This window comes from Dyella sp. LX-66 (assembly GCF_018599165.1).
Taxonomy (GTDB): Bacteria; Pseudomonadota; Gammaproteobacteria; order Xanthomonadales; family Rhodanobacteraceae; genus Dyella_D; species Dyella_D marensis.
The window spans coordinates 14,350-38,222 of record NZ_JAHFVJ010000001.1 but is presented as its reverse complement, the minus strand read 5'-3'; the positions used below and the strand labels follow the sequence as shown (position 1 = coordinate 38,222).

At 68.3% G+C, this 23,873-nt stretch carries 25 protein-coding genes and 5 tRNA genes; 22 read left to right on the top strand and 8 right to left on the bottom strand.

From position 1 onward, the window contains the following. Window positions 1-56 precede the first annotated feature (56 nt). The 4 genes from KK141_RS00190 to wrbA all read right to left on the bottom strand — a co-directional run bounded on the left by KK141_RS00190 (window position 57) and on the right by wrbA (window position 3,399). Window positions 57-548 (bottom strand): asparaginase domain-containing protein, encoded by a 492-nt coding sequence (locus tag KK141_RS00190; RefSeq protein WP_214569491.1) that lies wholly within the window; start codon window positions 546-548, stop codon window positions 57-59. Window positions 549-744: 196 nt separating this feature from the next. Beyond that, window positions 745-2,385: an acyl-CoA dehydrogenase family protein gene (locus tag KK141_RS00185; RefSeq protein WP_214569490.1), complete on the bottom strand. Its 1,641-nt coding sequence runs from the start codon at window positions 2,383-2,385 to the stop codon at window positions 745-747. A gap of 61 nt (window positions 2,386-2,446) precedes the next feature. Beyond that, window positions 2,447-2,800 (bottom strand): DUF2069 domain-containing protein, encoded by a 354-nt coding sequence (locus KK141_RS00180; protein WP_214569489.1) that lies wholly within the window; start codon window positions 2,798-2,800, stop codon window positions 2,447-2,449. Continuing rightward, the gene (wrbA, locus tag KK141_RS00175) at window positions 2,797-3,399 is read right to left on the bottom strand and encodes an NAD(P)H:quinone oxidoreductase (protein WP_214569488.1); all 603 of its coding nucleotides are present in this window, start codon (window positions 3,397-3,399) and stop codon (window positions 2,797-2,799) included. Before wrbA ends, KK141_RS00180 begins: the two co-directional genes overlap by 4 nt. Before the next feature lie 107 nt (window positions 3,400-3,506). Between wrbA and KK141_RS00170 the strand changes: the two genes are divergently transcribed. From KK141_RS00170 to yccX, 3 genes are read left to right on the top strand one after another with little or no spacing between them, the layout of a single operon-like run. Then, window positions 3,507-4,769: a YihY family inner membrane protein gene (locus KK141_RS00170; RefSeq protein WP_214569487.1), complete on the top strand. Its 1,263-nt coding sequence runs from the start codon at window positions 3,507-3,509 to the stop codon at window positions 4,767-4,769. After that, the gene (locus KK141_RS00165) at window positions 4,766-5,254 is read left to right on the top strand and encodes a TlpA disulfide reductase family protein (protein ID WP_214569486.1); all 489 of its coding nucleotides are present in this window, start codon (window positions 4,766-4,768) and stop codon (window positions 5,252-5,254) included. Before KK141_RS00170 ends, KK141_RS00165 begins: the two co-directional genes overlap by 4 nt. A gap of 4 nt (window positions 5,255-5,258) precedes the next feature. Beyond that, window positions 5,259-5,525: an acylphosphatase gene (yccX, locus tag KK141_RS00160; RefSeq protein WP_214569485.1), complete on the top strand. Its 267-nt coding sequence runs from the start codon at window positions 5,259-5,261 to the stop codon at window positions 5,523-5,525. 13 nt (window positions 5,526-5,538) lie between these two features. Here yccX and ppk2 read toward each other — a convergent pair whose 3' ends face one another. The 4 genes from ppk2 to hemA all read right to left on the bottom strand — a co-directional run bounded on the left by ppk2 (window position 5,539) and on the right by hemA (window position 10,947). Further along, window positions 5,539-6,321, bottom strand: coding sequence for a polyphosphate kinase 2 (gene ppk2, locus KK141_RS00155; protein WP_214569484.1), 783 nt, complete (start codon window positions 6,319-6,321; stop codon window positions 5,539-5,541). Between the two features lie 26 nt (window positions 6,322-6,347). Then, window positions 6,348-8,450 (bottom strand): tetratricopeptide repeat protein, encoded by a 2,103-nt coding sequence (locus tag KK141_RS00150; protein WP_214569483.1) that lies wholly within the window; start codon window positions 8,448-8,450, stop codon window positions 6,348-6,350. A 64-nt stretch (window positions 8,451-8,514) separates the two neighbouring features. Then, the gene (prfA, locus tag KK141_RS00145; protein ID WP_214569482.1) at window positions 8,515-9,603 is read right to left on the bottom strand and encodes a peptide chain release factor 1; all 1,089 of its coding nucleotides are present in this window, start codon (window positions 9,601-9,603) and stop codon (window positions 8,515-8,517) included. A gap of 69 nt (window positions 9,604-9,672) precedes the next feature. Next, window positions 9,673-10,947, bottom strand: coding sequence for a glutamyl-tRNA reductase (hemA, locus tag KK141_RS00140; RefSeq protein ID WP_214569481.1), 1,275 nt, complete (start codon window positions 10,945-10,947; stop codon window positions 9,673-9,675). Between the two features lie 104 nt (window positions 10,948-11,051). Here hemA and KK141_RS00135 point away from each other — a divergent pair, with 104 nt between their 5' ends. The 19 genes from KK141_RS00135 (at window position 11,052) to rplA (ending at window position 23,872) form a co-directional block, all read left to right on the top strand. Continuing rightward, window positions 11,052-12,788, top strand: coding sequence for a tetratricopeptide repeat protein (locus KK141_RS00135; protein WP_345777546.1), 1,737 nt, complete (start codon window positions 11,052-11,054; stop codon window positions 12,786-12,788). Further along, window positions 12,785-13,393 (top strand): lipoprotein insertase outer membrane protein LolB, encoded by a 609-nt coding sequence (lolB, locus tag KK141_RS00130; protein ID WP_214569480.1) that lies wholly within the window; start codon window positions 12,785-12,787, stop codon window positions 13,391-13,393. The genes KK141_RS00135 and lolB overlap by 4 nt, the downstream gene beginning before the upstream one ends. Before the next feature lie 59 nt (window positions 13,394-13,452). Beyond that, on the top strand, window positions 13,453-14,835 hold the full coding sequence (ispE, locus tag KK141_RS00125; RefSeq protein WP_214569479.1) for a 4-(cytidine 5'-diphospho)-2-C-methyl-D-erythritol kinase: 1,383 nt from the start codon (window positions 13,453-13,455) through the stop codon (window positions 14,833-14,835). A gap of 57 nt (window positions 14,836-14,892) precedes the next feature. Then, window positions 14,893-14,969 (top strand) — tRNA-Gln (locus KK141_RS00120). Between the two features lie 57 nt (window positions 14,970-15,026). Further along, window positions 15,027-15,965 carry a ribose-phosphate diphosphokinase gene (locus KK141_RS00115; protein WP_214569765.1) on the top strand — a complete coding sequence of 313 codons (939 nt, stop codon included), beginning with the start codon at window positions 15,027-15,029 and terminating at the stop codon, window positions 15,963-15,965. A gap of 87 nt (window positions 15,966-16,052) precedes the next feature. Next, window positions 16,053-16,706: a 50S ribosomal protein L25/general stress protein Ctc gene (locus tag KK141_RS00110; protein ID WP_214569478.1), complete on the top strand. Its 654-nt coding sequence runs from the start codon at window positions 16,053-16,055 to the stop codon at window positions 16,704-16,706. A gap of 60 nt (window positions 16,707-16,766) precedes the next feature. Continuing rightward, entirely contained in the window at window positions 16,767-17,348 is a 582-nt protein-coding gene (gene pth / locus KK141_RS00105; RefSeq protein WP_214569477.1) for an aminoacyl-tRNA hydrolase, read from the top strand. Window positions 17,349-17,417: 69 nt separating this feature from the next. Beyond that, window positions 17,418-18,509, top strand: a complete 1,092-nt coding sequence (gene ychF / locus KK141_RS00100) for a redox-regulated ATPase YchF (RefSeq protein ID WP_214569476.1) — start codon at window positions 17,418-17,420, stop codon at window positions 18,507-18,509. Between the two features lie 105 nt (window positions 18,510-18,614). Continuing rightward, window positions 18,615-19,124: a GNAT family N-acetyltransferase gene (locus tag KK141_RS00095; protein WP_214569475.1), complete on the top strand. Its 510-nt coding sequence runs from the start codon at window positions 18,615-18,617 to the stop codon at window positions 19,122-19,124. A gap of 29 nt (window positions 19,125-19,153) precedes the next feature. After that, window positions 19,154-19,642: an acyl-CoA thioesterase gene (locus tag KK141_RS00090; RefSeq protein WP_214569474.1), complete on the top strand. Its 489-nt coding sequence runs from the start codon at window positions 19,154-19,156 to the stop codon at window positions 19,640-19,642. 106 nt (window positions 19,643-19,748) lie between these two features. Beyond that, window positions 19,749-19,834: transfer RNA gene (locus KK141_RS00085), tRNA-Tyr, on the top strand. Between the two features lie 16 nt (window positions 19,835-19,850). Further along, window positions 19,851-19,924 (top strand) — tRNA-Gly (locus KK141_RS00080). A gap of 56 nt (window positions 19,925-19,980) precedes the next feature. Continuing rightward, window positions 19,981-20,056 (top strand) — tRNA-Thr (locus KK141_RS00075). 68 nt (window positions 20,057-20,124) lie between these two features. Next, window positions 20,125-21,315, top strand: coding sequence for an elongation factor Tu (gene tuf / locus KK141_RS00070; protein ID WP_214569469.1), 1,191 nt, complete (start codon window positions 20,125-20,127; stop codon window positions 21,313-21,315). A gap of 97 nt (window positions 21,316-21,412) precedes the next feature. Then, window positions 21,413-21,488: transfer RNA gene (locus KK141_RS00065), tRNA-Trp, on the top strand. Window positions 21,489-21,569: 81 nt separating this feature from the next. Beyond that, window positions 21,570-21,980, top strand: a complete 411-nt coding sequence (secE, locus tag KK141_RS00060; protein ID WP_167258782.1) for a preprotein translocase subunit SecE — start codon at window positions 21,570-21,572, stop codon at window positions 21,978-21,980. 10 nt (window positions 21,981-21,990) lie between these two features. Then, on the top strand, window positions 21,991-22,551 hold the full coding sequence (nusG, locus tag KK141_RS00055) for a transcription termination/antitermination protein NusG (RefSeq protein ID WP_026633438.1): 561 nt from the start codon (window positions 21,991-21,993) through the stop codon (window positions 22,549-22,551). A 181-nt stretch (window positions 22,552-22,732) separates the two neighbouring features. Then, complete coding sequence (gene rplK, locus KK141_RS00050) at window positions 22,733-23,161, top strand: 50S ribosomal protein L11 (protein ID WP_167258784.1); 429 nt, start codon at window positions 22,733-22,735, stop codon at window positions 23,159-23,161. Between the two features lie 3 nt (window positions 23,162-23,164). Next, complete coding sequence (gene rplA / locus KK141_RS00045) at window positions 23,165-23,872, top strand: 50S ribosomal protein L1 (protein ID WP_167258786.1); 708 nt, start codon at window positions 23,165-23,167, stop codon at window positions 23,870-23,872. Window position 23,873 lies beyond the last annotated feature (1 nt).

Genomic DNA, 23,873 nt, shown 5'->3' with positions numbered 1-23,873 from the left:
TGTCGCGATGTTGGGGTTCGCCTGCGGCTCACCCCAACCTACGCCAAGGTTTTTCTTCAGCCCGCCGATTCCTCGAAACGATTGGCGTCGCGGTTCTTGCGCACCTTGGTCGGATCCCAGATGCGCCCGTTCATGGCGATGTACACGCCGTCCGGCAGGGTCTGCACCGCACCCACCGCGCAGCCGATGTTGAACACCGCGTCCGAACCCTGGAAGCGCGCCGGATTGAGCGCGCCGGTGAGCACGATCACCTTGCCCTTGATCTGAGCCAGTTCGCGCGCGGTCTCCACCATGGTGTCGGTGCCGTGCGTGACCAGCACGTGGCGGTGCGGCTGCGCCTCGATGGCGGAACGCACCAGGGCGCGGTCCTCGGCGCCCATGTGCAGGCTGTCCTTGCGCAGGATCGGGATCACGTCGAACTGGAAGGCGACGCCGAGCTGGCCGAGGATCTCGCCGATCTGCGGCGCGCCGATCTTGTAGTCCGACTTGTCGTCGAAGTAGATCTTGTCGATGGTGCCGCCGGTGGTGACGATGGTCAGGTGCTGCATGGGGAAAGGCCGTGGTGGAGGAAGGGCATTAGTGTAGGTTGGGGTGAGCCATAGGCGAACCCCAACGAGGCGAGGCGTTTGAACGTGGTCATGTTGGGGTTACTGGCCGCATCAGCAGCCAGCCCTTCGGGCCATCCGCTACGCGGATGTTCGCTACGGCATCCTGCCTTCGCAGTCGCCTGCGGCTCACCCCAACCTACGCCAGCAGCGCGGTATCCGCCGCATCCAGCGTGTCCAGCCGGTCCAGCCCGTGGCTGACGAAGCGGCGCAGCGCCGCCCCCGGCCGCAGGTCGCCGCGCTGGCGCTTGGCCCAGGCCGCCTGCCGCGCCAGCAGCGCCGCCGCCGCGCAGCGGGCCAGGGTGAGGGCCAGGCCGCGCGCACCGGCTTCCAGCGCGTCGCGCTGCGCGCCGTGCGTGTCCAGCCAGCGCATGGCCGCGTCCAGCGTGTGCTGCACGGCGCTGGCGGCGTGCATGTCGTCGCTGTCGGCCAGCCAGCGGGCGATGCAGTCGCGCAGCGCGGCGGGCGATTTGCCGGCCAGCGCGCGCAGCGCGTCGAGCGACAGCACGTTGGTGGTGCCTTCCCAGATCGCATACACCTGCGCATCGCGCAGCAGCTGGGGCAGGCCGGTGTCCTCGATATAGCCGGCGCCGCCGAAGCACTCCAGCGCTTCCGAGCAGATGCTTATGGCCAGCTTGCCGGTCCACAGCTTGGCCAGCGGCGTGAGCAGGCGCAGCAGCGCGGCTTCGTCCGGCGTGGCGGCGCGGTGTTCGGCGCGGCCGAGCAGATGCGCCACTTCGAAGCTGAGCGCGAACGCGGCTTCGAATTCCGCCTGCATGCCGGCCAGCGTCTGCGCGTGCAGCGGCCGCTCGGCGAGGCTGCGGCCGAAGGCCTGGCGGCGGCGCGCGTAGTCGCGCGCCAGGTGCAGCGCGCGCGCCATGCTGGCCACCGCGCAGATCGCGTTCCAGCTGCGCGTGACGTTGAGCATCGGCGCCACCTGGCGCACGCCGTGTTCCAGCTCGCCTACCGGCCAGGCGGGCAGGCCGTCGAGATGGATCTCGGCGGTGGGCAGCTCGTGCGTGCCGAGCTTGTCCTTGAGGCGGTCGATGATCAGTTCGGGCTTGCGCTGGCCGTCGTCCATGGTCTCCACGTAGAACAGCGCCAGCGCACCGGCGCCGCTGCCGGCGCCTTCGGGACGGGCCAGCGCCAGGGCGGCTTCGCCGACCACCGCGGAACTGAACCACTTGCGCCCATACAGCCGCCACTGGCCGTCCGCATCGCGGCGCGCGACGGTTTCGGTGTTGCCCACGTCGGAGCCGCCGGCGTTCTCGGTCATCCACTGGCCGCTGAGCCAGAAATTCGCCGGATCGCGGCTGAGGAAATGCGGCAGCGCGCGTTCGATCAGCTGCGCATTGCCGGAAGCCTTCAGCGCGGTCGCGGCGCCGTCGGTCATCGCCAGCGGGCAGGTATAGAACTCGCTGGCCAGGTGATAGAGATAGACGCGGGCGAATTCTTCCACGCGTGCTTCCGGATGCGCTTCATGGCCGGCGGCGAGCACCGCGTGGCGCGTGGTCAGCAGCGGACCTTCCTGCCAGGCGGGCGTCAGCTCGATGCGGTCGACGCGGCGGCCCCAGGCGTCCCACTGCGTGAGCACCGGCTTGCGCCGCGTGGTGCTGCAGACGCGGCGCCAGGCCAGGCGCGCGTAGTCGCCGAGGGCGTCGAGGTCGCTTTCGATGGCGGCGCGGCGATCCGCCGGCAGCACGCGGTCGAGCAGGTCGACCAGCAGGCGGTCGTCGCGGTACGGATGCGCCAGCTGCGGCGCTTCTTGCAGGAATCCCATGCGGCCCTCCCTGGGCTTGAGAATGCCGGGGGAGTATAGGCCGCTGCTTGTTCGGCCTTCGTCAGCGCGCCGGTCTGCGCTGCACGCCCGCGCCCAGCGCGCCGATCAGCAGCAAGGTCAGCACGATCTCCACCAGCGCCAGCCAGCGCTCGCTCGACGAACTCCAGCCCTCGGCGATGCCGTGGCAGAAATAGAACAGCGCCAGGATGCCCACCCACAGCAGCGCGCGGCGCACGTCGCGGCGCAGCGCGAGCAAGGGCAGCAGCAGCGGCACCACGGTGATCAGCAGCACCAGCCACACCGGCATCAGCTGCGCCGGGAACAGCCAGCCGTGCCAGGCGAACTGCAGCAGCACCAGCGCGGCCCACGCGGCCAGGCCGATGCGGTACGCGCGCGGAATCGGCGCCGCGCTCACGTGCCGCTGTCCGCCAGCCGGCGCGCCACGTCAGCCAGCCGCCGGCCCAGCGCGCGCGCCAGTTCGCGCTCATGTTCGCTGATGGCGTTGTCGCCCTGCGCGCCGGACACATGGCTGGCGCCGTACGGCGTGCCGCCGCTCTGCGTGGCGGTGAGCGCGGGCTCCGTATACGGCACGCCGACCAGCAACATGCCATGGTGCAGCAGCGGCAAAGCCATGCTCAGCAAGGTGGATTCCTGCCCGCCGTGCATGGTGCTGGTGGAGGTGAACACCGCGGCGGGCTTGCCGGCGAGCGCGCCGCTGGCCCATTCGGCGCCGGTGTTGTCGAGGAAGTACTTCAGCGGCGCGGCCATGTTGCCGAAGCGCGTGGGGCTGCCCAGCGCGAGGCCCGCGCATTCGAGCAGGTCCTGGCGGCTGGCGTAGGGCGCGCCTTCTTCCGGTTCCGGCGGCTGCGCGGTCTCGGTTACCGGCGCCACCGGCGGCACCTGGCGCAGGCGTGCCTGCAGGCCGGCTTCTTCCACGCCGCGCGCGACCAGCCGCGCCATGCGCGCGGTGTGGCCGCTGCGGCTGTAGTACAGGACCAGGATGTCTCGGCTCATGCCTTGCGCCTTGGGTTGGGGCGTTCGCTGCGGATCGGTTAGTGTACCGTTCCGTTCCGCCCATGTAGCCGCCGCGCCCCTGGCGACGGCAGCCGACGAGGACCCGCATGGCCTGGCGCATCGACCGCGACCGCACCACCAGCTTCAGCCGCTTCCTGTGGCAGCGCTTCATCGACGACAAGTGCTTCGAGACGGCCGGTGCGCTGTCCTACACCACCCTGGTATCGCTGGTGCCCCTGGTGGTGGCGGTGCTGGCGATGTTCTCGGCGTTTCCGGTATTCGCCGAATGGCGCAATACGCTGGTCAATTTCGTCTTCAACATGGTGCCGGCCGCGGCGGAGACGGTGAAGAGCGCGCTGCTGGCCTTCGCCGACAACGCCAGCAAGCTCACCGGCATCAGCGTGATCGTGATGCTGTTCAGCGCGGTGTCGATGATGGTGAGCATCGAGGACCGCCTCAACCGCATCTGGCGCGTGCATCGCCCGCGCGCCTGGGGCTCGCGCCTGCTGCTGTACTGGGCCGCGCTGACCCTGGGGCCGATCCTGGTGGTGGGCGGACTGGCCGCCAGTTCGTACGTCACCGCGCTGCCGCTGATCAAGAGCGCCGCCAGCTTCAACTTCGGCACTTATCTGCTCAGCATGCTGCCGTTCGTGGTGACCTTCGTGACGCTGTGGCTGCTCTACGTGGTGGTGCCGAACCGGCGCGTGTCGCTGAAGCATGCGGCGATCGGCGCGCTGCTCGGCGCGGTGCTGTTCGAGCTGGCGCGCTGGGGTTTCGCGCTGTTCGTGCATCACGCGCAGACCTACCAGCAGATCTACGGCGCGGCGCTGGCGGCGCTGCCGATCTTCCTGCTGTGGATCTATCTTTCGTGGATCATCGTGATCCTCGGCGCTTCGATCGCCGCGTCGATCTCGGCCTACGAGTATCAGATACCGTCCGAATGCCTGCCCGAGGGGTCGGAATTCCTCGGCCTGATGGTGGTGCTGCGGCACTTCGTCGACGCGCAGCGCAAGGGCTATAGCGTCGACCCGGCGATCGTGCGCCTGGAAGAGCCCTACCTGCGCAGCGGTTCCATCGCCGCCTTTTTCGAAGACCTGCAGCGCGCCGACCTGGTCCAGCGCAGCGAATCCGGCGGCTGGCTGCTCAGCCGCAGCCTGGACGCCACCGACCTGCTGCGCGTTTACCAATATGCGGGTTATCGTCTGCCGCTGGACCCGGCCGGCGAGGCGCAATCGCTAGGCATCAAGCTGCCGGACGAACTGCTCCAGCTGCTGTGCTCCGCGGCGAAACTGCTGCGCGAGAAGCTGGACGCCAAGCTCGATCAGGTTTTCCCCGCTACGCAAGAAACTTCGAAGGAAGTGGTCGCATGAATCGTGTCACCGCCATCGTCCTCGCCGCGGCCCTGGCCGCCGGCGTGCCCGCCGCGCAGGCCGCCATGCCGGCGCAGCCCACGCTGAAGATCAGCACGCTCGACGGCAAGCCGTACGATCTCGCGCAGCAGCGCGGCAAGTACGTGATCGTCAATTACTGGGCCACCTGGTGCGTGCCCTGCATCAAGGAGATGCCGGACATCTCGCGCTTCGTCGCCGCCCACAAGGACAAGGTCGCCGCCATCGGCCTGGCCTACGAGGACACCGACAAGGCCGATATCCAGGCCTTCCTGGCCAAGCATCCGGTCAGCTACCCGATCGCCCAGGTCACCCTGGACCAGCCGCCGAAGGATTTCGACGAGCCGCGCGGCCTACCCACCACCTGGCTGATCGCGCCGGACGGCAAGGTGGCCAAGCGCTTCGTCGGCCCGGTCACCGAAGCCTCGCTGGGCGAGGCGATCGGCCTGCCGAAGAGCGGGAAATAAGGCCATGGCCGCGGCCTTGTTCCGGGTGAGCGGCAGGGTGCAAGGCGTCTGCTTCCGCGCCTGCACCCGCGAGCAGGCCCTGGTGCGCGGGCTGACCGGCTATGCCCGGAACCTGCCGGACGGCGGCGTCGAAGTGCTTGCCTGCGGCAGCCCCGTCGCCATCGATGCGCTGGAGCAATGGCTGCGCAAGGGGCCGCCGGCGGCGCGCGTCGACGAGGTCGCGCGCAGCGAGTGGAACGGTGAAGAGCCGGAGGATTTCCGCACGGGCTGAGCGCCCGTGCCGCTCACTCGTCCGCGAACGTATCCGGCACCCACTGCGCCTTGTCGGTGACGTGCTCGTGCCGCGGCTTGCCCTTGAGTTTGGGCAGCTTCACTTCCGGAATGCTGGTCTCCTTGCGCGGGATATGTTCCAGCAGGTGGCGGATCAGATTGACGCGGCCGCGCTTCTGGTCGTTGTAGTCGACCACGAACCACGGCGCGTACGGCCGGTTGGTGCGTTCGATCATCTGGTCGCGCAGCTGGCCCATCTCCGCGTATTTGTTGCGCGAGGCCAGGTCCACCGGCGAGAGCTTCCAGCGCTTGAGCGGGTCATCCGCGCGTTCGGCGAAGCGTTCTTCCTGCTTTTTCTGGTCCACCGCCAGCCAGTACTTGATCAGGATGATGCCGTCGTCGGCCAGCAGCTTCTCGAAGTGCGGCACGGCGTGCAGGAAGTCCTCGCGCTGCTGCTCGGTGCAGAAGCCCATGGCCGGCTCCACCACCGCGCGGTTGTACCAGCTGCGGTCGAACAGCACGAGTTCGCCGGCCGCCGGCAACTGCGCCACGTAGCGCTGGAAATACCACTGCGCCGCTTCGGTCTCGGTCGGCTTGCCCAGCGCGGCAATGCGGTAGCCGCGCGTGTCCATCGACTGGGTGATGGCCTTGATGGTGCCGCCCTTGCCGGCCGCGTCGCGCCCTTCGAACAGCACCACCACGCGATGGCCGGTGCGCTTGAGCCAGCGGTGCAGGCCGGCCAGCTCCAGCTGCAGTTCCTCCATGGTTTTCCGGTAGCCCTTGTCCGCCTTGCCCATGTCGGTGCTCCTCGCTGAGTGAAGGTCTAGAGATCCAGATCGGTCGGCGGCCGCCCGATGCGATGGCGCGCGCCCATGGCCTGGATGGCGCGGCGCAGGTCGTTGGCGAAGCCTGCGGTATCGAACACCGGGCTGTCGGCGCGCGCGTCGTGCAGATGGCGGCGCAAGGTGTCCAGCGCCTCGCGGTCCTTGCCCAGGTGCACGGCCATGGAGACGAACGAGTCTTCGTCGTCCGCCACCAGCTCGGGCAGGCCGGCATGGAACAGCAGGCTGGCGCCCTGGCGGCCGGCCAGGGTGCGGCCGATCCAGCTCAGCACCGGACAGCCGGCCCACAGCGCGTCGGCCGCGGTGGACTGCGCATTGCAGGGCAGGGTGTCCAGGAACAGGTCGGCATGCGCCAGCCGCGCCAGGTGTTCGGCATGCGGCAGGCGCGGCATGAAGACCAGGCGGTCCGGGTCCACCTCCATCAGGCCGGCGGCCTGGCGTAGGCGCTGGTCGGTGCCGTCGTTGCCGGAATACAGCCACAGCACGCTGTCCGGCACCTGCTGCAGGATCAGCATGAAGCGCGCGAAGCTGGCCGGATTGAGCTTGTGATGCCCGTTGAAGCTGGCGAACACGGTGCCGCTTTCGGGCAGTCCGCAGTCGGCGCGCGAAGGTGGCGCGGCAACGGGCGTGCCGTCGTCGAACGGCAGCGCGCAGCGCGACAGCCGCACGATCTTTTCGCTGAAGCCCTCGCGCAGCGGCGCGGGCAGGGCCACGGCGTCGGTCAGCAGGTAATCCGTCCAGGCCGCGCCGGAGGTGGCCGGATACGCCAGCCAGTTGACCTGCACCGGCGCGGGGCGGAATTCGAACAGATCGCTGTTGGCGCCGCCGCCATAGCTGCGCAGGTCGAACAGCACCTCGATGCCGGCGGCGTGCACGCGGCGCGCCACTTCCATCGGGGCCAGGCCGGTGACGTCGTGCACGGTGGTGCGGGCAGCCAGGCGCTGGCGGATCGGGCCGCCGTCGTCGGGCACCAGGCAGAACACGTGGACGTCCAGCCGTTCGTCGCCGAGTTTTTCCAGCACGCCGGTGAGCAGCTGGCCGATCGGCCGCTCGCCGAAGCCGTTGGAGACGAAGCCCACGCGCAGCGGATCGATGGCCGTGCGCTGCACGGGTTCGAAGGCGAGCACGTTGCGCCACGGTGCGGCGATCTTTTCCACGCCCGCGGCAAAGGTCGCCGCGCAGCGGCGCTGCTCGGCGGCGCTGGCGTCCTCGGCGAGAAACGCGAACGGCATGACGCCGTCGCGGCCTTCGGCCACCGCGCGATGCAGGCGTTCGCTCAGCTCATCGAGACCGCGCCAGTCGCACAGGCGGCGCTTGGCGAAGACCAGCATGGCGAGCGCGGCGCCGGAGGCGGCGTCCAGGCGCAGCGCGCGCTCGAAGGCTTCGGCGGCGGCGGGCAGGTCGCCGGCATCGTCCAGCAGCAGGCCGGCGTGGAAGGGGTAGAGCGCTTGTTCCGGTGCACGGCGTTCGGCCTGCAGCCAGGCCTCGGCCGCTTCGTCGACGCGGCCCATCGCATGCAGCACGCGGGCGCGCATGGCGTAGGCGCCGTCGTAGTCGGGCGCCAGCTGCAGGCCTTCGTCGGTGTGCTGTGCCGCTTGTTCGAGATTGCCCAGTTCCAGTTCGGCCGCGGCGAGATTGAGCCGCAGCCCGGCATGCTGGGGCGCGCCGTGCGTGGCCATGGCGTAGGACTCGCGCGCCTGCGTATAGCGCCCCACCGCCATCAGCGCATTGCCCAGCGCCAGCAGGATGGCGGCGTGGCCGGGCTGCTTGCGCAGCGCGGCGCGCAGGCGCGCGATGGCGCCTTCGGCATCGCCTTGTTCCAGCTCCACGGCGGCCAGGTTGCATTGCACTTCGACGCTGTCCGGCGCCAGCTCCGCCGCGGCTTGCAGTGCGGCGCGCGCCTCGTCGGCGCGGCCGAGCTGGAGCAGGGCCAGGCCGTGCAGGCGGGCGAGCTCGACGTCCTGCGGCGATTCCGTGCGCGCACGCGCCGCCAGCGCCTCGGCGCCGGCCGCGTCAGCGCGGTCGAGCAGACGGGCCAGCTGGTGATGGAGGGCGAGGAGTTCGGATCGTGAAGCCTGCTTCATCCGCGCACGCTAACCCACGCTGCCTGCACTGCCAATCGCCGGGTGCGTGACACCGTAAGCAGGCTCAGGCCAAGGCCTTGAGCTGGTCCGCCTGGTGCTCGCGCAGCAGCGTCGCGACCAGTTCGTCCAGGTCGCCCTGCATGATCTCGGGCAGGCGGTACAGGTCCAGGCCGATGCGATGGTCGGTGACCAGGTTGTCCTTGTAGCGATAGGTGCGGATGCGCTGGCTGCGGTCGCCGCTGCCTACCTGCAGGCGGCGCGACTGCGCCTGTTCGGCGGTCTGCTTGGATTGCGCTTCGTCGAGCAGGCGGGCCTTGAGCAGGCTCATCGCGCGGGCGCGGTTCTTGTGCTGGCTGCGTTCGTCCTGGCACTCGACCACGATGCCGCTGGGCAGGTGGGTGATGCGGATGGCCGAGTCGGTCTTGTTGACGTGCTGGCCGCCGGCGCCGGAGGCGCGGAAGGTGTCCACCTTCAAATCGGCCGGCGCGATCTGGATCTCTTCGATGTCGTCCAGCTCCGGCAGCACCGCCACGGTGGCGGTCGAGGTGTGCACGCGGCCCTGCGCCTCGGTGGCCGGCACGCGCTTCACGCAGTGCACGCCGGATTCGAATTTCAGCCGCGAATACACACCCACGCCGTTGACGATCGGGCCTTCCACGCGCGCCACGATTTCCTTGTAGCCACCGTGCTCGCCGGCATGCTCGCTCAGAATCTCCACGCGCCAGCCCTGGCGCTCGGCGTAGCGCGCGTACATGCGGAACACGTCGCCGGCGAAGATCGCCGCCTCGTCGCCGCCCGCGCCGGCGCGCACTTCCAGGAACAGGTTGGCTTCGTCGCGCGGGTCTTTCGGCAGCAGCAGGATCTGCAGCTCGGCGTCGAGTTCGGCCAGGCGAGCTTCCAGGCGCGCGACGTCGTCGGCCGCCAGTTCGCGCATGTCGGGGTCGGCCAGCATGGCGCGCGATTCGTCGAGTTCGCGCTGCGCCTGCTCATGTTCGCGCAGCGCGCCGACCACCGGTTCCAGCTGCGCGTACTCGCGCGACAGATCGCGGAAGCGGCCGCCATCGGCGAGCACGTCCGGCTGCGCGAGCAGCAGGCCCACTTCTTCGTGGCGTTCGGCGAGGGATTCGAGTTTGCGGCGGATCGAGGGAGTCATGGGCGGACGCAAGAAGAGGGAAGGGACGCGGCCGGTGCGGCCATGAAGCAGCGGTGTTGGATAAGCCCGCTAGCCTTCGGCGTCCGGTTCTTTCTCGTCCAGCCCGTAGAGGCGTCCGGCCGCATGCAGCAGATCCATGTCGCCGGCCAGCGCGGCTTCGCGCAGGCGGGCGCTGGGATGGTGCAGCAGCTTGTTGGTGAGGGTGTTGGCGAGAAAAGCCAGCGCCTCGTCCGGCGACCTGCCGCGGGCGAGCATGGCGCGCGCCTTCTCCAGCACTTCGTCGCGGTGCGCTTCGGCGTGCTGGCGCATGTCCACCGCCGGATTGCGCAGCGTGAGCGCGCGGCGCCAGGCCATGTAGCGGTCGACCTGCAGGTCGATGATGGCGTCCGCCTCGCGGGCGGCGGCCTCGCGCGAGCGGCGGTTGTCGTCGATCACCTGGCGCAGGTCGTCGATGCCGTAGAGGAATACGTCTTCCAGCTCGCCCACCGCCGGCTCGATGTCGCGCGGTACGGCGATGTCCACCATGAACATCGGCTTGCGCCGGCGCGCGCCGATGGCTTTCTCCACCATCGGCCGCGTCACGATCGGCAGCCGCGCGGCGGTGGAGGAAATCACGATGTCGGCTTCGGCCAGGTGCTGCGGCAGGTCGTGCAGGCCGATGGCGTAGCCGCCGTGGCGGCTGGCCAGTTCCTGCGCGTTTTCCAGCGTGCGGTTGGCCACGATCAGGCGCCGCACTTTCTTGTCGGCCAGATGCCGCGCGGCCAGCTCGATGGTGTCGCCGGCGCCGATCAGCAGCACGCAGGCCTGTTTCAGGTCGGTGAACACCTGCTCGGCCAGGCGCACCGCGGTGAAGGCCACCGACACGGTATGCGCGCCGATGCGGGTGTCCGTGCGCACGCGCTTGGCCACGGCGAAGGTGTGCTGCAGCAGGCGGTCCATCGGCGCGCGCAGGGTCTGCGCGTCGCGGGCTACCTGGTAGGCGTCCTTCACCTGGCCGAGGATCTGCGGCTCGCCCAGCACCATCGAGTCCAGGCCGGTGGCCACGCGGAACATGTGGCGGACGGCGTCGTCTTCGTCGTGGCGGTAGAGGAACTCGTCGAGCTTGCCGGGAGTCAGCTGATGGTGCCGGCTCAGCCATGCTTCCGGCACGGCTTCGGCGCCGGAGGCGACGCTGACGTAAAGCTCGGTGCGGTTGCAGGTGGAGAGGATCATCGCCTCTTCCACGCCGGGCTGGCTGGTCAGCTCCTGCAACGCGGCGCCGGCGTTCGACTCGTCGAACGCCACTTGCTCGCGCAGCTGGACCGGCGCGGTGAGGTGATTGAGCCCAAGGGCGATCAGCGGCATGGTGAGGATCGTTTGGGAGCGGCAGGCATCCGCGGCGTAAACTAGGCCGCGATACTGGCCGTTCCCGAGAGCGGCGGCTATATGACGAATGAACGGAGAATAGTGTGCTGAGCAGGTCGGCCAAGTTCAAGCAACTGCGGCATTTTGCGATCGGCGCCATCGGCCTGGCCGTACTGGCCGGATGCGCCTCGGTACCGGGCCAGCAGGCCGCCAAGCCGGCATCCGCGCAGCCCCTGGACCACCTGGCGGTGGTCACCCCCGATGAAGACCACGACCTCACGGCCCAGTTGCTGGCCGGCGAGATGGCGATCGTCCGCACCGACCTCAAGGCTGCCGCGGCGTCTTACGCCAAGGCCATGGGCCTGAGCAACGACCCGCGCGTGGCCCAGCAGGCCACCGAGCTGGCCACCGCCATCCACGATCCCGTGCTGGCCGGCCGCGCCATCGAGCGCTGGCAGCAGCTGGGCGCCAAGCCGGCCGACCTGGCCACGGTCCGCGCCCAGCTGGCGCTGGACCGCGGCGACACCGACGAAGCCCAGAAGCAGCTGGACGCCCTGATCTCCAGCGGCGACCCGGACGCCTGGCGCCAGTTCGGCCGCGTGCTGCTGGGCAGCCGCGACACCGCGGTTTCCGCCCGCCTGCTGGAGGCGCTGGCCACCCCGAAGCGCCTGCCGTCCGACCCGCAGGCCTGGCTGGCCATGAGCGAGCTGGGCGACAAGCTCGGCCGCCATGCCTACGCGCAGCAACTGGCCGATGCCGCGATCAAGCGCTTCAACAGCGCCGAGACCTACGCCTGGGCCGCCCAGCTGAAGTACCGCAACGGCGACCACGCCGGCGCGCAGGCCATGTTCCAGAAGGCGCTGGGCCGCGAGCCGAAGAACGCCAGCCTGCGCATGGCCTACGCCACCCTGCTGGGCCAGGCCGGCGACTACGCCGGGGCGACCAAACTGCTCGACAACGGTCCGCAGAACACCGAGACCTACGCCCTGCGCGCCACCCTGGCCGCGCGCGCCAACGACAGCAAGGCGATCGCCCGCATCTACGCCCAGCTGCAGCGCGCGCCGCGCGACGTGCGCGACAGCAACAACTTCCTGCTCGGCACTCTGGCCGAAATGCTGGACAAGAACGAGGAAGCGCTGGACTGGTACAACCAGGTGCCGGACGAGGACGACCACGCCTTCGACGCCGACCTGCGCAGCGCCATCCTGCTGCACAAGATGGGCCGGACCCCGGAATCCCACGACGTGCTGACCCAGATGCAGACCGACTACCTCGACCAGCCGGCCCAGCTGCGCCGCGCCTACGAGGCCGACGCCAGCCTGTATATGGCCGACCAGAAGTTCGCCCAGGCCGAGGCGGCCTTCAGCCGCGCGCTGCAGGTGGTGCCGGACGACCCGGAACTGCTCTACGGCCGCGGGCTGGCCTACGCCGAGACCGGCGACACCGACAAAGCGGTGGCCGATTTCCGCCGCCTGCTGCAGCTCAAGCCGGACGACATCGACGCCACCAATGCGCTGGGCTACACCCTGGCCGACGCCAACCGCGACCTGCCGGAAGCCGAGCAGCTGATCCAGACCGCGCGCAGCGCCAAGCCGAACGACCCGGCCATCGCCGATTCCTGGGGCTGGCTGCAGTACCGCCTGGGCCACCTGGACCAGGCCGAGCAGACCCTGCGCACCGCCTGGCAGGCGCGCAAGGACGCCGACGTCGGCGTGCACCTGGGCGAAGTGCTGTGGAAGCAGGGGCGCCAGGCCGACGCGCGCCGCGTATTCGACGAAGTGCACCGCATCGACCCGCACAGCAGCACCCTCCACGACACGCTCAAGCGACTGAATCCATGAGGACTTTCCTGCGTATCGCGGCGGCGGTCCTGCCGCTGCTGCTCGCCGCCTGCGTGTCCAGGCCGGCCGTGCGGATGAAGGGCGACGCCGCCCTGCTCAACGAACAGGAAGCGCGCGAGCACGTCCTGGCCGGCACCGACCACTGGGTGCTGCAGGGCAAGCTGGGCATTTCCGACGGCAAGGACGGCGGCAGCGGCACCCTGAACTGGTCGCAGGACGGCGAGCACTACGAATTCACCGTGCGCTCGCCGGTGGTCGGCAAGAGCTTCCGCCTCAGCGGCGGCCCCGATGGCGCGCTGCTCGAAGGCGTGGACGGCGGCCCGATCCGCGGGCCGGACGCCGAATCGCTGATGCTCAAGGCGCTGGGCTGGGACGTGCCGCTGCGCGAACTGCGCGCCTGGGTGCTCGGCCTGCGTGCCGACGGCGGCCCGGCGGAACTGAGCTTCGGCACCGACCGCCTGCCGTCTTTGCTGCAGCAGGACGGCTGGAACGTCGACTACCGCGAATGGGACGCCACCCGGCAGCCGCCGGTGCCGAAGAAGGTGTTCGCGGAAAAGCCGCCGTACCGGGTGCGGCTGTCGATCGACTCCTGGACGTTTCAGTAAGACCGCTCCGCGGTTAGGCTTGGCGCCCCCGCGGCCGGGTGCCGTCAGCCGGAATCGACATGAGCTATAGCATCCAGCGCGCGCTGCCGGAGCAGGTGGAGGCGCTGTGCGCCATCGAACGCGAGGCCATGGAATTGTTCCGCGGCCATCGCGCCTGGCGCTTCTACGCACCGGTGGTGATGCCGCCCGAGCTGCTGCGGCTGGCGATCGAGCGTGGCCTGGTATGGGTCGCGCTGAGCGACGCGGGCGGCGAGCCGGTGGGCTTCGTCTGGCTGGACACCGAGGACGAGGCCGGCATCGGCCTGGCCGAGATCGACGTGCTGCCGGACTGGGGCGGCCAGGGCATCGGTGCGGCGCTGCTGGAGCATGCCTGCGCCTGGGCCCGCGCCGCCGGCTATCGGCAGATCACCCTGGGCACCCTGGCCGACGTGCCGTGGAATGCCCCGTTCTATGCCAAGCATGGCTTCGTCGAGGTCGACAAGCGCGATCCGGCCTTTGCCTTCGCCCGCGAGCGCGACCTGGAGAACGGGTTCCCCGACGACCTGCGCGTGTTCATGAGCCGCAGCTTCGAGGCGCCCGGGGCGGAGGATTGGACGGTCTGGCCGGCGCCGGCCAAGCTGAACCTGTTCCTGCGCATCACCGGGCGGCGTCCCGACGGGTACCACGAGCTGCAGACGGTGTTCCGGCTGCTGGACTGGGGCGACGAGGTCCGCCTGCGCCCCCGCCGCGACGGCGTGGTGCGGCGCCTCACGGACGTCCCCGGGGTGCCGGAAGAACAGGACCTGGCGGTCCGTGCCGCCCGCCTGCTGCAGCCGCATGCGCCGGCCGGTGCCGGCGTGGATATCGAGCTGGAGAAGCGCATCCCGATGGGCGGTGGCCTGGGCGGCGGCAGTTCGGATGCGGCCACGGCGCTGGTCGCGCTCAACCATCTCTGGGGCACGGGCCTGACCGAGGACGCGCTGGCCGAGCTGGGCCGCCAGCTCGGCGCCGACGTGCCGGTCTTCGTGCGCGGACGCTCGGCCTGGGCCGAGGGCGTGGGCGACCGGCTGCAGCCGATCGTGTTGCCGCAGCGCTGGTATGTGGTGGTCGATCCGCACGAACACGTGCCCACCGCCGAGCTTTTTCAAGCGTCTGAATTGACACGAAATGCTCAGCCAGCCACAATTTCATCCTTTGCTTCGGGCGAAACAGCCGAGAACGCCTTCGAGCCGGTCGTACGCGCGCGCCACCCCCGGGTGGCTGCGGCGCTGGGCTGGCTGAACAAGTTCGGCTGGGCAAGGCTTTCCGGCAGCGGCGGTTGCATCTTCATCGAGACCAAGTCGCAGGAACGGGCGGAATTCGTCGCCGGGCAGTGCCCATCTTCATGCTCGGCCCATGTGGCCTACGGCGTGGAGCGCTCCCCGTTGCTGGAGGCACTGGCGCGCCATCGCGGCGCCGCCTGAGCCGCAAGAAACAGGTCCCGGCCCGCCGCGAGGCGGGGCCGGGACAAAAAAATTCACTGGGGCGTCGCCAAGCTGGTTAAGGCACGGGATTTTGATTCCCGCATGCGCAGGTTCGAATCCTGCCGCCCCAGCCACTTCGAAATCGAGATGGCCAAAGGCTCACTGCAATGACCGTGGACACGTCCACCCCGATGCTCTTTACCGGCAATGCGCACCGCGCCCTCGCCGAGGATGTCGCCACGCGCCTGGGCGTGCCGCTGGGCAAGGCGCTGGTCGGCCGCTTCAGCGACGGCGAGACGCAGATCGAGATCGAAGAGAACGTCCGCCGGCAGGAAGTGTTCGTGATCCAGCCGACGGGCGCGCCCAGCGCGGAGAACCTGTTCGAGCTGATGACCCTGGTGGACGCGCTCAAGCGCGCCTCGGCGGCCAGCGTGACCGCGGTGATGCCGTACTTCGGCTACGCCCGCCAGGACCGCCGCCCGCGTTCGGCGCGCGTGCCGATCACCGCCAAGATGGTGGCCAAGATGATCGGCACCGTCGGCGTCGACCGCGTGCTGACGGTGGACCTGCACGCGGACCAGATCCAGGGCTTCTTCGACATCCCGGTGGACAACGTCTATGCCTCGCCGCTGCTGCTGGCGGACATCTGGCGCAACCACTCGATGGACAACCTGATCGTGGTGAGCCCGGACGTCGGCGGCGTGGTGCGCGCCCGCGCCCTGGCCAAGCGCCTGGACGACGCGGATCTGGCCATCATCGACAAGCGCCGCCCGAAGGCGAACGTGGCCACGGTGATGAACATCATCGGCGACGTGGACGGCAAGACCTGCGTGCTGGTCGACGACATCGTCGACACCGCCGGCACCCTGTGCGCGGCCGCTGCGGCTCTGAAGGAGCGCGGCGCCCGCAAGGTGGTGGCGTACTGCGTGCATCCGGTGCTGTCCGGTGCGGCGATCAGCAACGTGGAGAACTCCCAGCTCGACCAGCTGGTGGTGACCAACACCTTGCCGCTGCGCCCGGAAGCCCAGGCCTGCGCCAAGATCCGCCAGCTTTCGGTGGCCGAGCTGCTGGCGGAGACCATCCGCCGCATCGCGTTCGGCGAATCGGTCAGCTCGCTCTACGTGGATTGATCCACAAAGTTTCCGGCTCCCTTGGTCGCGAGGGAGTCACTCAAACCGCCGCGAGGCGGATCACAACCTGAAGTAGGAATCGCCAACATGGCACAGATTCATGAAATCAAGGCCGAGAGCCGCAAGGACGAGGGGAAAGGTGCGAGCCGCCGCCTGCGTCGTGCGGACTTCGTGCCGGCCGTCGTCTACGGTGCGGGCCAGCCCCCGGAAAGCATCCAGATCTTCCACAACACCATCCTGCTTGCCGCCAAGCATGAGTGGTTCTTCTCCTCGGTGCTCGACCTGAACATCGACGGCAAGGTGCAGAAGGTGCTGGTGCGCGATTGGCAGAAGCACCCGTTCAAGCAGCAGATGCTGCACATGGACTTCCTGCGCATCAACGAGAACGAAGCCGTTCGCGTGAATGTGCCGCTGCACTTCCTCAACCAGGAAAAGTCCCCGGCCGGCAAGACCTCCGGCGTGGTGATCTCGCACAACCTGACCGAAGTGGAAGTTTCCTGCCTGCCGAAGGACCTGCCGGAGTTCATCGAACTCGACCTGGCCAGCCTGAAGCCGGGCGAGATCGTCCACCTGTCGCAGCTGTCGCTGCCGAAGGGCGTGGAAATCCCGGCCCTGCACCTGGGCGCCGATCACGACATCGCCGTGGTCACCGCCAACACGGTGAAGGAAGAAGTCGAAGAGGCTCCGGCCGAAGGCGAGGCCGCTCCGGCCGCCGACGCCGGCAAGGACGCCAAGAAGTAAGTCGCACGGCGATCCGCGCCTTCCTGGCGCGGGTCGCCGCCGCGTGCTTGCCGGCGATCCATGGCGGGTCTGCGCCTCATTGTCGGGCTGGGTAATCCCGGTGCCGAATATCTCCGAACCCGGCATAACGCCGGGTTCTGGTTTGTTGACGCCCTCGCGGCGGGGCAGGGCGAGCGCTGGGGCTTCGACGGCAAGCTGCACGGCGAAACCTGCAAGGTTCGCATCGGCGGCGAGCCGGTGTGGCTGCTCAAGCCCGCCACCTTCATGAACAAGAGCGGCCTCGCCGTCACGGCGGCGCTGCGCTACTACAAGATCGAGCCGGCCGAATGCCTGGTCGCCCATGACGAGCTGGACCTGGACGCCGGCACCGTGCGCCTGAAGTTCGATGGCGGCCACGGCGGCCAGAATGGCCTGCGCGACACCATCGCCCACCTCGGTCACGCCAAGTTCCATCGCCTGCGCATCGGCATCGGCCATCCCGGCCACCGGGACCAGGTCACGCCCTGGGTACTGGGCCGCCCCTCCGCCAAGGACGAGGACGCCATCCTGGATGGCATCGCGCGCGCGCTCAATGTGCTGCCGCTGGCGGTCGACGGGCAGTTCGACAAGGCCATGCAGCAGTTGCACACGCCGGCCAAGTGAGCCGGGCAGGGCGGGCGCCCTGGCCTTACAATTCACCGTTTTCCCCATCTCCAATTCGCGGATCTTTCCATGGGTATCAAATGCGGCATCGTCGGCCTGCCTAACGTCGGCAAGTCCACCCTGTTCAACGCGCTGACCAAGGCCGGCATCGCCGCCGCCAACTTCCCGTTCTGCACGATCGAGCCGAACGTCGGCGTGGTGCCGGTGCCGGACGCGCGCCTGCAGGCGCTGTCGGACATCGTCAATCCGCAGAAGGTGATTCCCACCGCGGTCGAATTCGTCGACATCGCGGGCCTGGTCGCCGGCGCCTCCAAGGGCGAAGGCCTGGGCAACAAGTTCCTGGCGCACATCCGCGAGGTGGATGCGATCGCCCACGTGGTGCGCTGCTTCGAGCACACCGACATCATCCACGTGGCCGGCAAGGTCGACCCGATCGCCGACATCGAAACCATCGACACCGAGCTGGCCCTGGCCGATCTCGATTCGGTGGAAAAAGCGCTGAACCGCGCCGAGCGCGCAGCCAAGGCCAACGACAAGGAAGCCGTGGCCAAGAAGCCGGTGCTGCAGAAGCTCGCCGCCGGCCTCAACGAAGGCAAGAGCGCGCGCAGCCTGGGCCTGGACGAAGAAGAAAAGGCGCTGGTGCGCGACCTGTTCCTGCTCACCTTGAAGCCGCTGATGTACATCGCCAACGTGCGCGAGGACGGCTTCGAGAACAATCCGCACCTCGACGCCGTGCGCGCCCGCGCCGTGCAGGAAGGCGCCGAAGTGGTGCCGGTATGCGCCGCCATCGAAGAGGAGCTCTCGCAGCTCGAAGACGCCGACCGCGACGAATTCCTTAAGGACCTGGGCCTGGACGAGCCGGGCCTCAACCGCGTGATCCGCGCCGGCTACACCCTGCTCAAGCTGCAGACCTACTTCACCGCGGGCGTAAAGGAAGTTCGCGCCTGGACGATCAAGCGCGGCTTCACCGCCCCGCAGGCGGCCGGCGTGATCCACACCGATTTCGAGCGCGGCTTCATCCGTGCCGAGACGGTGTCGTACGACGACTTCATCCAGTTCAAGGGCGAGACCGGCGCCGCAGCAGCGGGCCGCCTGCGCAAGGAAGGCAAGGACTACGTGGTGAAGGACGGCGACGTGCTGCACTTCCTGTTCAACGTCTGACCGGAATCTTCCGTAAGAACGGCGGCGGCACCTCGCGGTGTCCGCCGCTTTTTTGTTTCCGGCGCCGGCGCTGCCAGACTGTGCGCAGAGTCCTGGGAGAGCGGCATGTCCGGCGAAAACCATCCATTGCGCCTGCGCCTGGGGCGCCCCGCGGACGCCCGCGCGATCGGCCTGCTGGTGCGCCGGGTGGCCCGCCGCTGGGTGGTGCCGGACCAGCCGAAGGCGGTAGGGCGGGCGATGCTGGCGCGCTTCAGCGCCCGCGGTTTCCGCGAGCGGATGCTGGCGGGGCAGCGCTTCCACCTGGCCTTCCTGGGGCCGGTGCTGGTGGGCGTATCGGGCATGCGCGACGACAGCCACCTGGTGCAGCTCTTCGTCGGCACGCGCTACCACGGCCGCGGCATCGCCCGGAAGTTGTGGCAGCGGACCATGGATGACGCCATCCGCCGTGCCGGCACCCGCCGCTTCACCCTCAATGCCTCGCGCTGCGCGGTGCCGGTCTATCTGCACCTGGGCTTCGTGCCGATCGGGCCGGAAGGGCGCTCGCCCAAGGGCGTGGTCAGCACGCCGATGGCGCTCGCCTTAGGCCGCGCCGGGGCGCGCAAGCCGGCGGCATAATAGGCGTCCTTTCACCAGCCGGAGCCTCCATGTCGGGCACGCAGCACGAAGTCAGTTTCCGTTTCCTGGCCCAGCCCACCGACGTGAATTTCGGCGGCAAGGTGCACGGCGGCATGGCGATGAAGTGGATCGACCAGGCCGGCTATGCCTGCGCGGTGGCCTGGAGCGGGGCGTATTGCGTCACCGCGTCGGTGAGCGGTATTCAGTTCGTGGCGCCGATCCTGATCGGCGACCTGGTGACCGTGCGCGCGCGCCTGATCCACACCGGCCGCTCCAGCATGCACATGGCGGTGGACGTGCTGGCGCGCGACCTGCGCAAGGACGAGCACCGCCTGGCGACCAGCTGCGTGATGGTGTTCGTCGCGCTCGACAGCCCCGACGGCAAACCCACGCCGGTGCCGGTATGGGAGCCGCGCGACGAGGCCGAGCGGCAGCTGCAGGCGCAGGCGAAACGCCTGATGGATCTGTCCAAGGAGATGGAGCAGCTGATCGACGCGAAGGGGCATTCGGACGTCTGAGCGCGGCGCTGCGCGAGGCTTGATTCGCCGGCCCCGCACACGTATTTTTTGCGTGCTCGGGTGTTGACAGAGCCAGGCTCGATCCACACAATAGCCGTTCTTTGTTGGAGGAATACCCAAGCGGCCAACGGGGGCAGACTGTAAATCTGCTGGCTTACGCCTTCGGTGGTTCGAATCCACCTTCCTCCACCAGACGAGTTCCGCACAGGCGGGAGTAGTTCAACGGTAGAACCTCAGCCTTCCAAGCTGATGGTGCGGGTTCGATTCCCGTCTCCCGCTCCATTGATCTTGCTCCAGATAGAACCTGTACGTAGAGAACCTGGTCTGGCAGTTTTCGTGCTCATGTAGCTCAGTCGGTAGAGCACTTCCTTGGTAAGGAAGAGGTCGCTGGTTCGATTCCAGTCATGAGCACCACTTAGTTGGTCTTCGCGGTTATCGCTCTCCACTTTTTCGTTATCTGACTCCATCGGGGTTTAGCGCGCATGGCAAAGGGTAAGTTCGAACGCACCAAGCCGCACGTCAACGTCGGCACGATCGGTCACGTGGACCACGGCAAGACGACGCTGACGGCGGCGCTGACGAAGGTGGGTGCCGAGCGATTCGGCGGCGAATTCAAGGCTTATGACGCGATCGACGCGGCGCCGGAAGAAAAGGCGCGCGGTATCACGATCTCGACGGCGCACGTGGAATACGAATCGCCGAACCGCCACTACGCGCACGTGGACTGCCCGGGCCACGCCGACTACGTGAAGAACATGATCACGGGTGCGGCGCAGATGGACGGCGCGATCCTGGTGTGCTCGGCCGCTGACGGTCCGATGCCGCAGACGCGTGAGCACATCCTGCTGTCGCGCCAGGTGGGCGTGCCGTACATCGTGGTCTTCCTGAACAAGGCGGACATGGTGGACGACAAGGAGCTGCTCGAGCTGGTCGAGATGGAAGTGCGCGAGCTGCTGTCGAAGTACGAGTTCCCGGGCGACGACACCCCGATCATCGTGGGTTCGGCGCGTGCGGCGCTGGAAGGCGACCAGTCGGACATCGGCGTGCCGGCGATCATCAAGCTGGTGGAAGCGCTGGACACGTACATTCCGGAGCCGGTGCGTACGCTGGACAAGCCGTTCCTGATGCCGGTGGAAGACGTGTTCTCGATCTCGGGCCGCGGCACGGTGGTGACCGGTCGTATCGAGACGGGCATCATCAAGGTGGGCGAGGAAATCGAGATTGTCGGTATCCGCCCGACCGTGAAGACGACCGTGACCGGCGTGGAAATGTTCCGCAAGCTGCTGGACCAGGGCCAGGCGGGCGACAACGTGGGTCTGCTGCTGCGCGGCACGAAGCGTGACGAAGTGGAGCGCGGCCAGGTGCTGGCCAAGCCGGGTTCGATCACGCCGCACACGGACTTCGAGGCCGAGGTGTACGTGCTGTCGAAGGACGAGGGTGGCCGTCATACCCCGTTCTTCAAGGGCTACCGCCCGCAGTTCTACTTCCGCACCACCGACGTGACCGGCGCGATCGAGCTGCCGGAAGGCGTGGAGATGGTGATGCCGGGTGACAACGTGAAGATGAAGGTGACCCTGATCGCGCCGATCGCGATGACGGACGGCCTGCGCTTCGCGATCCGCGAAGGTGGCCGCACCGTCGGCGCCGGCGTCGTCGCCAAGGTCACCAAGTAAGTAGTATCATTGGGAGTCGCCCGCCGTGCGGGCTGCAGGATGCCAGACCGGCATCCCGCAGCAGGCCAGGCGCGCGGCTCCACTGATTTTCAAACGTACGCCAGTAGCTCAATTGGCAGAGCAGCGGTCTCCAAAACCGCAGGTTGGGGGTTCGAGTCCCTCCTGGCGTGCCACCTTCCCGAGGACCGAAGACGGGTGGCGAGTGGTATCTGGGGCTTCGGGGCCCGGGTGCCGGCTCCTATCCGATCGCTTGCATGAATACCAAGGCAGAACAGCCCAAGGGCGCTAACCTCAAGGAGGCGGGCGCCGCCGACATCGCCAAGCTGGTGCTTGCCGTGCTGGTGCTGGTCGCCGGTGTCTTTGCGTACTCCTGGTACAGCAACGATGCGAGCGTCCCCGGCTCGGTGCGCCTGGTCGGCGTGCTGGTGGCCCTGGTCGCGGCGCTCGGCATTGCTGCCACGACCGCGCTCGGCCGCCGCGTCCGCTCCTTCCTGGGCGAGTCCCAGTTCGAAATGCGCAAGGTGGTCTGGCCCAAGCGTGACGAGACGCTGAAGACCACTGGCATCATCATCGTCGTGGTGGTCGTTCTCTCCCTGCTGCTGGGCGTGATCGACCTCATCCTCAAGTCGGTCGTGCTCGACTGGCTGCTCAAGCTGGGTTCGTGAGGTAAAGAGCATGAGCAAGCGTTGGTATGTGGTGCACGCCTATTCGGGCTTCGAAAACCAGGTGCGCAAGTCGCTGGTCGAGCGCATTCAGCGCGCCGGCATGGAAGAGCGCTTCGGCGAAGTGCTGGTCCCGACCGAGGAAGTGATCGAGATGCGCGGCGGCCAGAAGCGCCGCAGCGATCGCAAGTTCTTCCCGGGCTACGTGCTGGTGCAGATCGAGACCGACACCGAGGGCAAGGCTCCCCGGATCGACGACGAATGCTGGCATCTGGTCAAGGAAACCCCCAAGGTGATGGGCTTCATCGGCGGTACCGCCGACCGCCCGCTGCCGATCCGCGACAGCGAAGCCGACAACATCCTCAGCCGCGTCCGCGAGGGCGTGGAGAAGCCGAAGCCGAAGGTCTTGTTTGAGCCGGGTGAAATGGTCCGCGTGACCGACGGCCCGTTCAACGACTTCAATGGCGTGGTCGAGGAAGTCAACTACGAGAAGAGCCGCCTGCGCGTCGCGGTGCTCATCTTCGGCCGTTCGACCCCGGTCGAGCTCGAATTCGGACAGGTCGAGAAGGCCTGACGCAAGCCCCGGCACGGGGCTTGCTTAAAACTTGATCACTCCGTAAACTACGCGGTTCACGCCGGGGCATTTCGCTCGGCGTGTCCGTATTTCTCGGTTCGCTGGAGCGCGGACCGCCCTACATCCAGGGAATGTGCACTGCGAGGAGCCGCAAGGCGCCCGAACTCGCGAGGAAAATCCAATGGCAAAGAAAGTCGTCGGTTATATCAAGCTGCAGGTCAAGGCCGGCCAGGCCAACCCGTCGCCGCCGGTGGGCCCCGCCCTCGGCCAGCGCGGCCTGAACATCATGGAATTCTGCAAGGCGTTCAATGCCGCCACGCAGAAGATGGAACCGGGCATGCCGATTCCCGTGATCATCACGGCCTATTCGGACCGCAGCTTCACCTTCATCACCAAGACCCCCCCGGCCTCCGTGCTCATCAAGAAGGTCACGGGTATCGCCAAGGGTTCGTCGAAGCCGAATACCGACAAGGTCGGCAAGATCACCCGCAAGCAGCTGGAAGACGTTGCGAAGCAGAAGGAGCCGGATCTCACGGCTGCCGATCTGGATGCCGCCGTGCGCACCATCGCCGGCAGCGCGCGCAGCATGGGCTTCGTGGTGGAGGGTTAAGACATGGCAAAGATCACCAAGCGTTTGAAGGCCGCCCAGGCGGCGGTGCAGCCGGGCAAGCTCTATGGCCTGGAAGAAGCCCTGAAGATCGTCAAGGACAACGCCAAGGCCAAGTTCGCCGAGTCGGTGGACGTGGCGGTGCGCCTCGGCATCGATGCGAAGAAGTCCGACCAGGGCGTGCGCGGCTCCTCGCTGCTGCCGCACGGCACCGGCAAGACCATCAAGGTCGCCGTGTTCGTGCCGGCCGGTGAGAAGGCCGAGGCCGCCAAGGCCGCCGGCGCCGACGCCGTCGGCATGGACGACCTGGCCGAGCGCATGCAGGCCGGCGATCTCGACTTCGGTCGCGTCATCGCCACGCCGGACGCGATGCGCGTCGTCGGCAAGCTGGGCCAGCTGCTCGGTCCGCGCGGCCTGATGCCGAACCCGAAGGACGGCTCGGTCACCGCCGACGTCGCCACCGCGGTGAAGAACGCCAAGGCTGGCCAGGTGAAGTTCCGCAACGACAAGGCGGGCATCATCCACGCCACCATCGGCAAGGCCAGCTTCGAGGCCGCGCAGCTCGCCGACAACCTCAATGCGCTCATCGCCGACCTGCTGAAGGCCAAGCCTTCCACGGCGAAGGGCCAGTACCTGCAGAAGATCGCCCTGTCCAGCACGATGGGCGTGGGCGTTCCGGTCGACACCTCCACCGTGGCTGTGTCGGCCAAGTAAG

Bases quoted from the DNA above. Each gene is read 5' to 3' on its own strand.
- tuf (WP_214569469.1), top strand. From the start codon at position 20,125: ATGGCAAAGGGTAAGTTCGAACGCACCAAGCCGCACGTCAACGTCGGC.
- ppk2 (WP_214569484.1), bottom strand. From the start codon at position 6,321: ATGGGCAAGGCGGACAAGGGCTACCGGAAAACCATGGAGGAACTGCAG.
- KK141_RS00110 (WP_214569478.1), top strand. From the start codon at position 16,053: ATGGCACAGATTCATGAAATCAAGGCCGAGAGCCGCAAGGACGAGGGG.
- KK141_RS00185 (WP_214569490.1), bottom strand. From the start codon at position 2,385: ATGGGATTCCTGCAAGAAGCGCCGCAGCTGGCGCATCCGTACCGCGAC.
- hemA (WP_214569481.1), bottom strand. From the start codon at position 10,947: ATGCCGCTGATCGCCCTTGGGCTCAATCACCTCACCGCGCCGGTCCAG.
- rplK (WP_167258784.1), top strand. From the start codon at position 22,733: ATGGCAAAGAAAGTCGTCGGTTATATCAAGCTGCAGGTCAAGGCCGGC.
- KK141_RS00170 (WP_214569487.1), top strand. From the start codon at position 3,507: ATGGCCTGGCGCATCGACCGCGACCGCACCACCAGCTTCAGCCGCTTC.
- pth (WP_214569477.1), top strand. From the start codon at position 16,767: ATGGCGGGTCTGCGCCTCATTGTCGGGCTGGGTAATCCCGGTGCCGAA.
- ychF (WP_214569476.1), top strand. From the start codon at position 17,418: ATGGGTATCAAATGCGGCATCGTCGGCCTGCCTAACGTCGGCAAGTCC.
- KK141_RS00190 (WP_214569491.1), bottom strand. From the start codon at position 548: ATGCAGCACCTGACCATCGTCACCACCGGCGGCACCATCGACAAGATC.
- rplA (WP_167258786.1), top strand. From the start codon at position 23,165: ATGGCAAAGATCACCAAGCGTTTGAAGGCCGCCCAGGCGGCGGTGCAG.
- KK141_RS00090 (WP_214569474.1), top strand. From the start codon at position 19,154: ATGTCGGGCACGCAGCACGAAGTCAGTTTCCGTTTCCTGGCCCAGCCC.
- secE (WP_167258782.1), top strand. From the start codon at position 21,570: ATGAATACCAAGGCAGAACAGCCCAAGGGCGCTAACCTCAAGGAGGCG.
- KK141_RS00165 (WP_214569486.1), top strand. From the start codon at position 4,766: ATGAATCGTGTCACCGCCATCGTCCTCGCCGCGGCCCTGGCCGCCGGC.
- yccX (WP_214569485.1), top strand. From the start codon at position 5,259: ATGGCCGCGGCCTTGTTCCGGGTGAGCGGCAGGGTGCAAGGCGTCTGC.
- nusG (WP_026633438.1), top strand. From the start codon at position 21,991: ATGAGCAAGCGTTGGTATGTGGTGCACGCCTATTCGGGCTTCGAAAAC.
- KK141_RS00150 (WP_214569483.1), bottom strand. From the start codon at position 8,450: ATGAAGCAGGCTTCACGATCCGAACTCCTCGCCCTCCATCACCAGCTG.
- KK141_RS00115 (WP_214569765.1), top strand. From the start codon at position 15,027: ATGCTCTTTACCGGCAATGCGCACCGCGCCCTCGCCGAGGATGTCGCC.
- wrbA (WP_214569488.1), bottom strand. From the start codon at position 3,399: ATGAGCCGAGACATCCTGGTCCTGTACTACAGCCGCAGCGGCCACACC.
- KK141_RS00095 (WP_214569475.1), top strand. From the start codon at position 18,615: ATGTCCGGCGAAAACCATCCATTGCGCCTGCGCCTGGGGCGCCCCGCG.
- lolB (WP_214569480.1), top strand. From the start codon at position 12,785: ATGAGGACTTTCCTGCGTATCGCGGCGGCGGTCCTGCCGCTGCTGCTC.
- prfA (WP_214569482.1), bottom strand. From the start codon at position 9,603: ATGACTCCCTCGATCCGCCGCAAACTCGAATCCCTCGCCGAACGCCAC.
- ispE (WP_214569479.1), top strand. From the start codon at position 13,453: ATGAGCTATAGCATCCAGCGCGCGCTGCCGGAGCAGGTGGAGGCGCTG.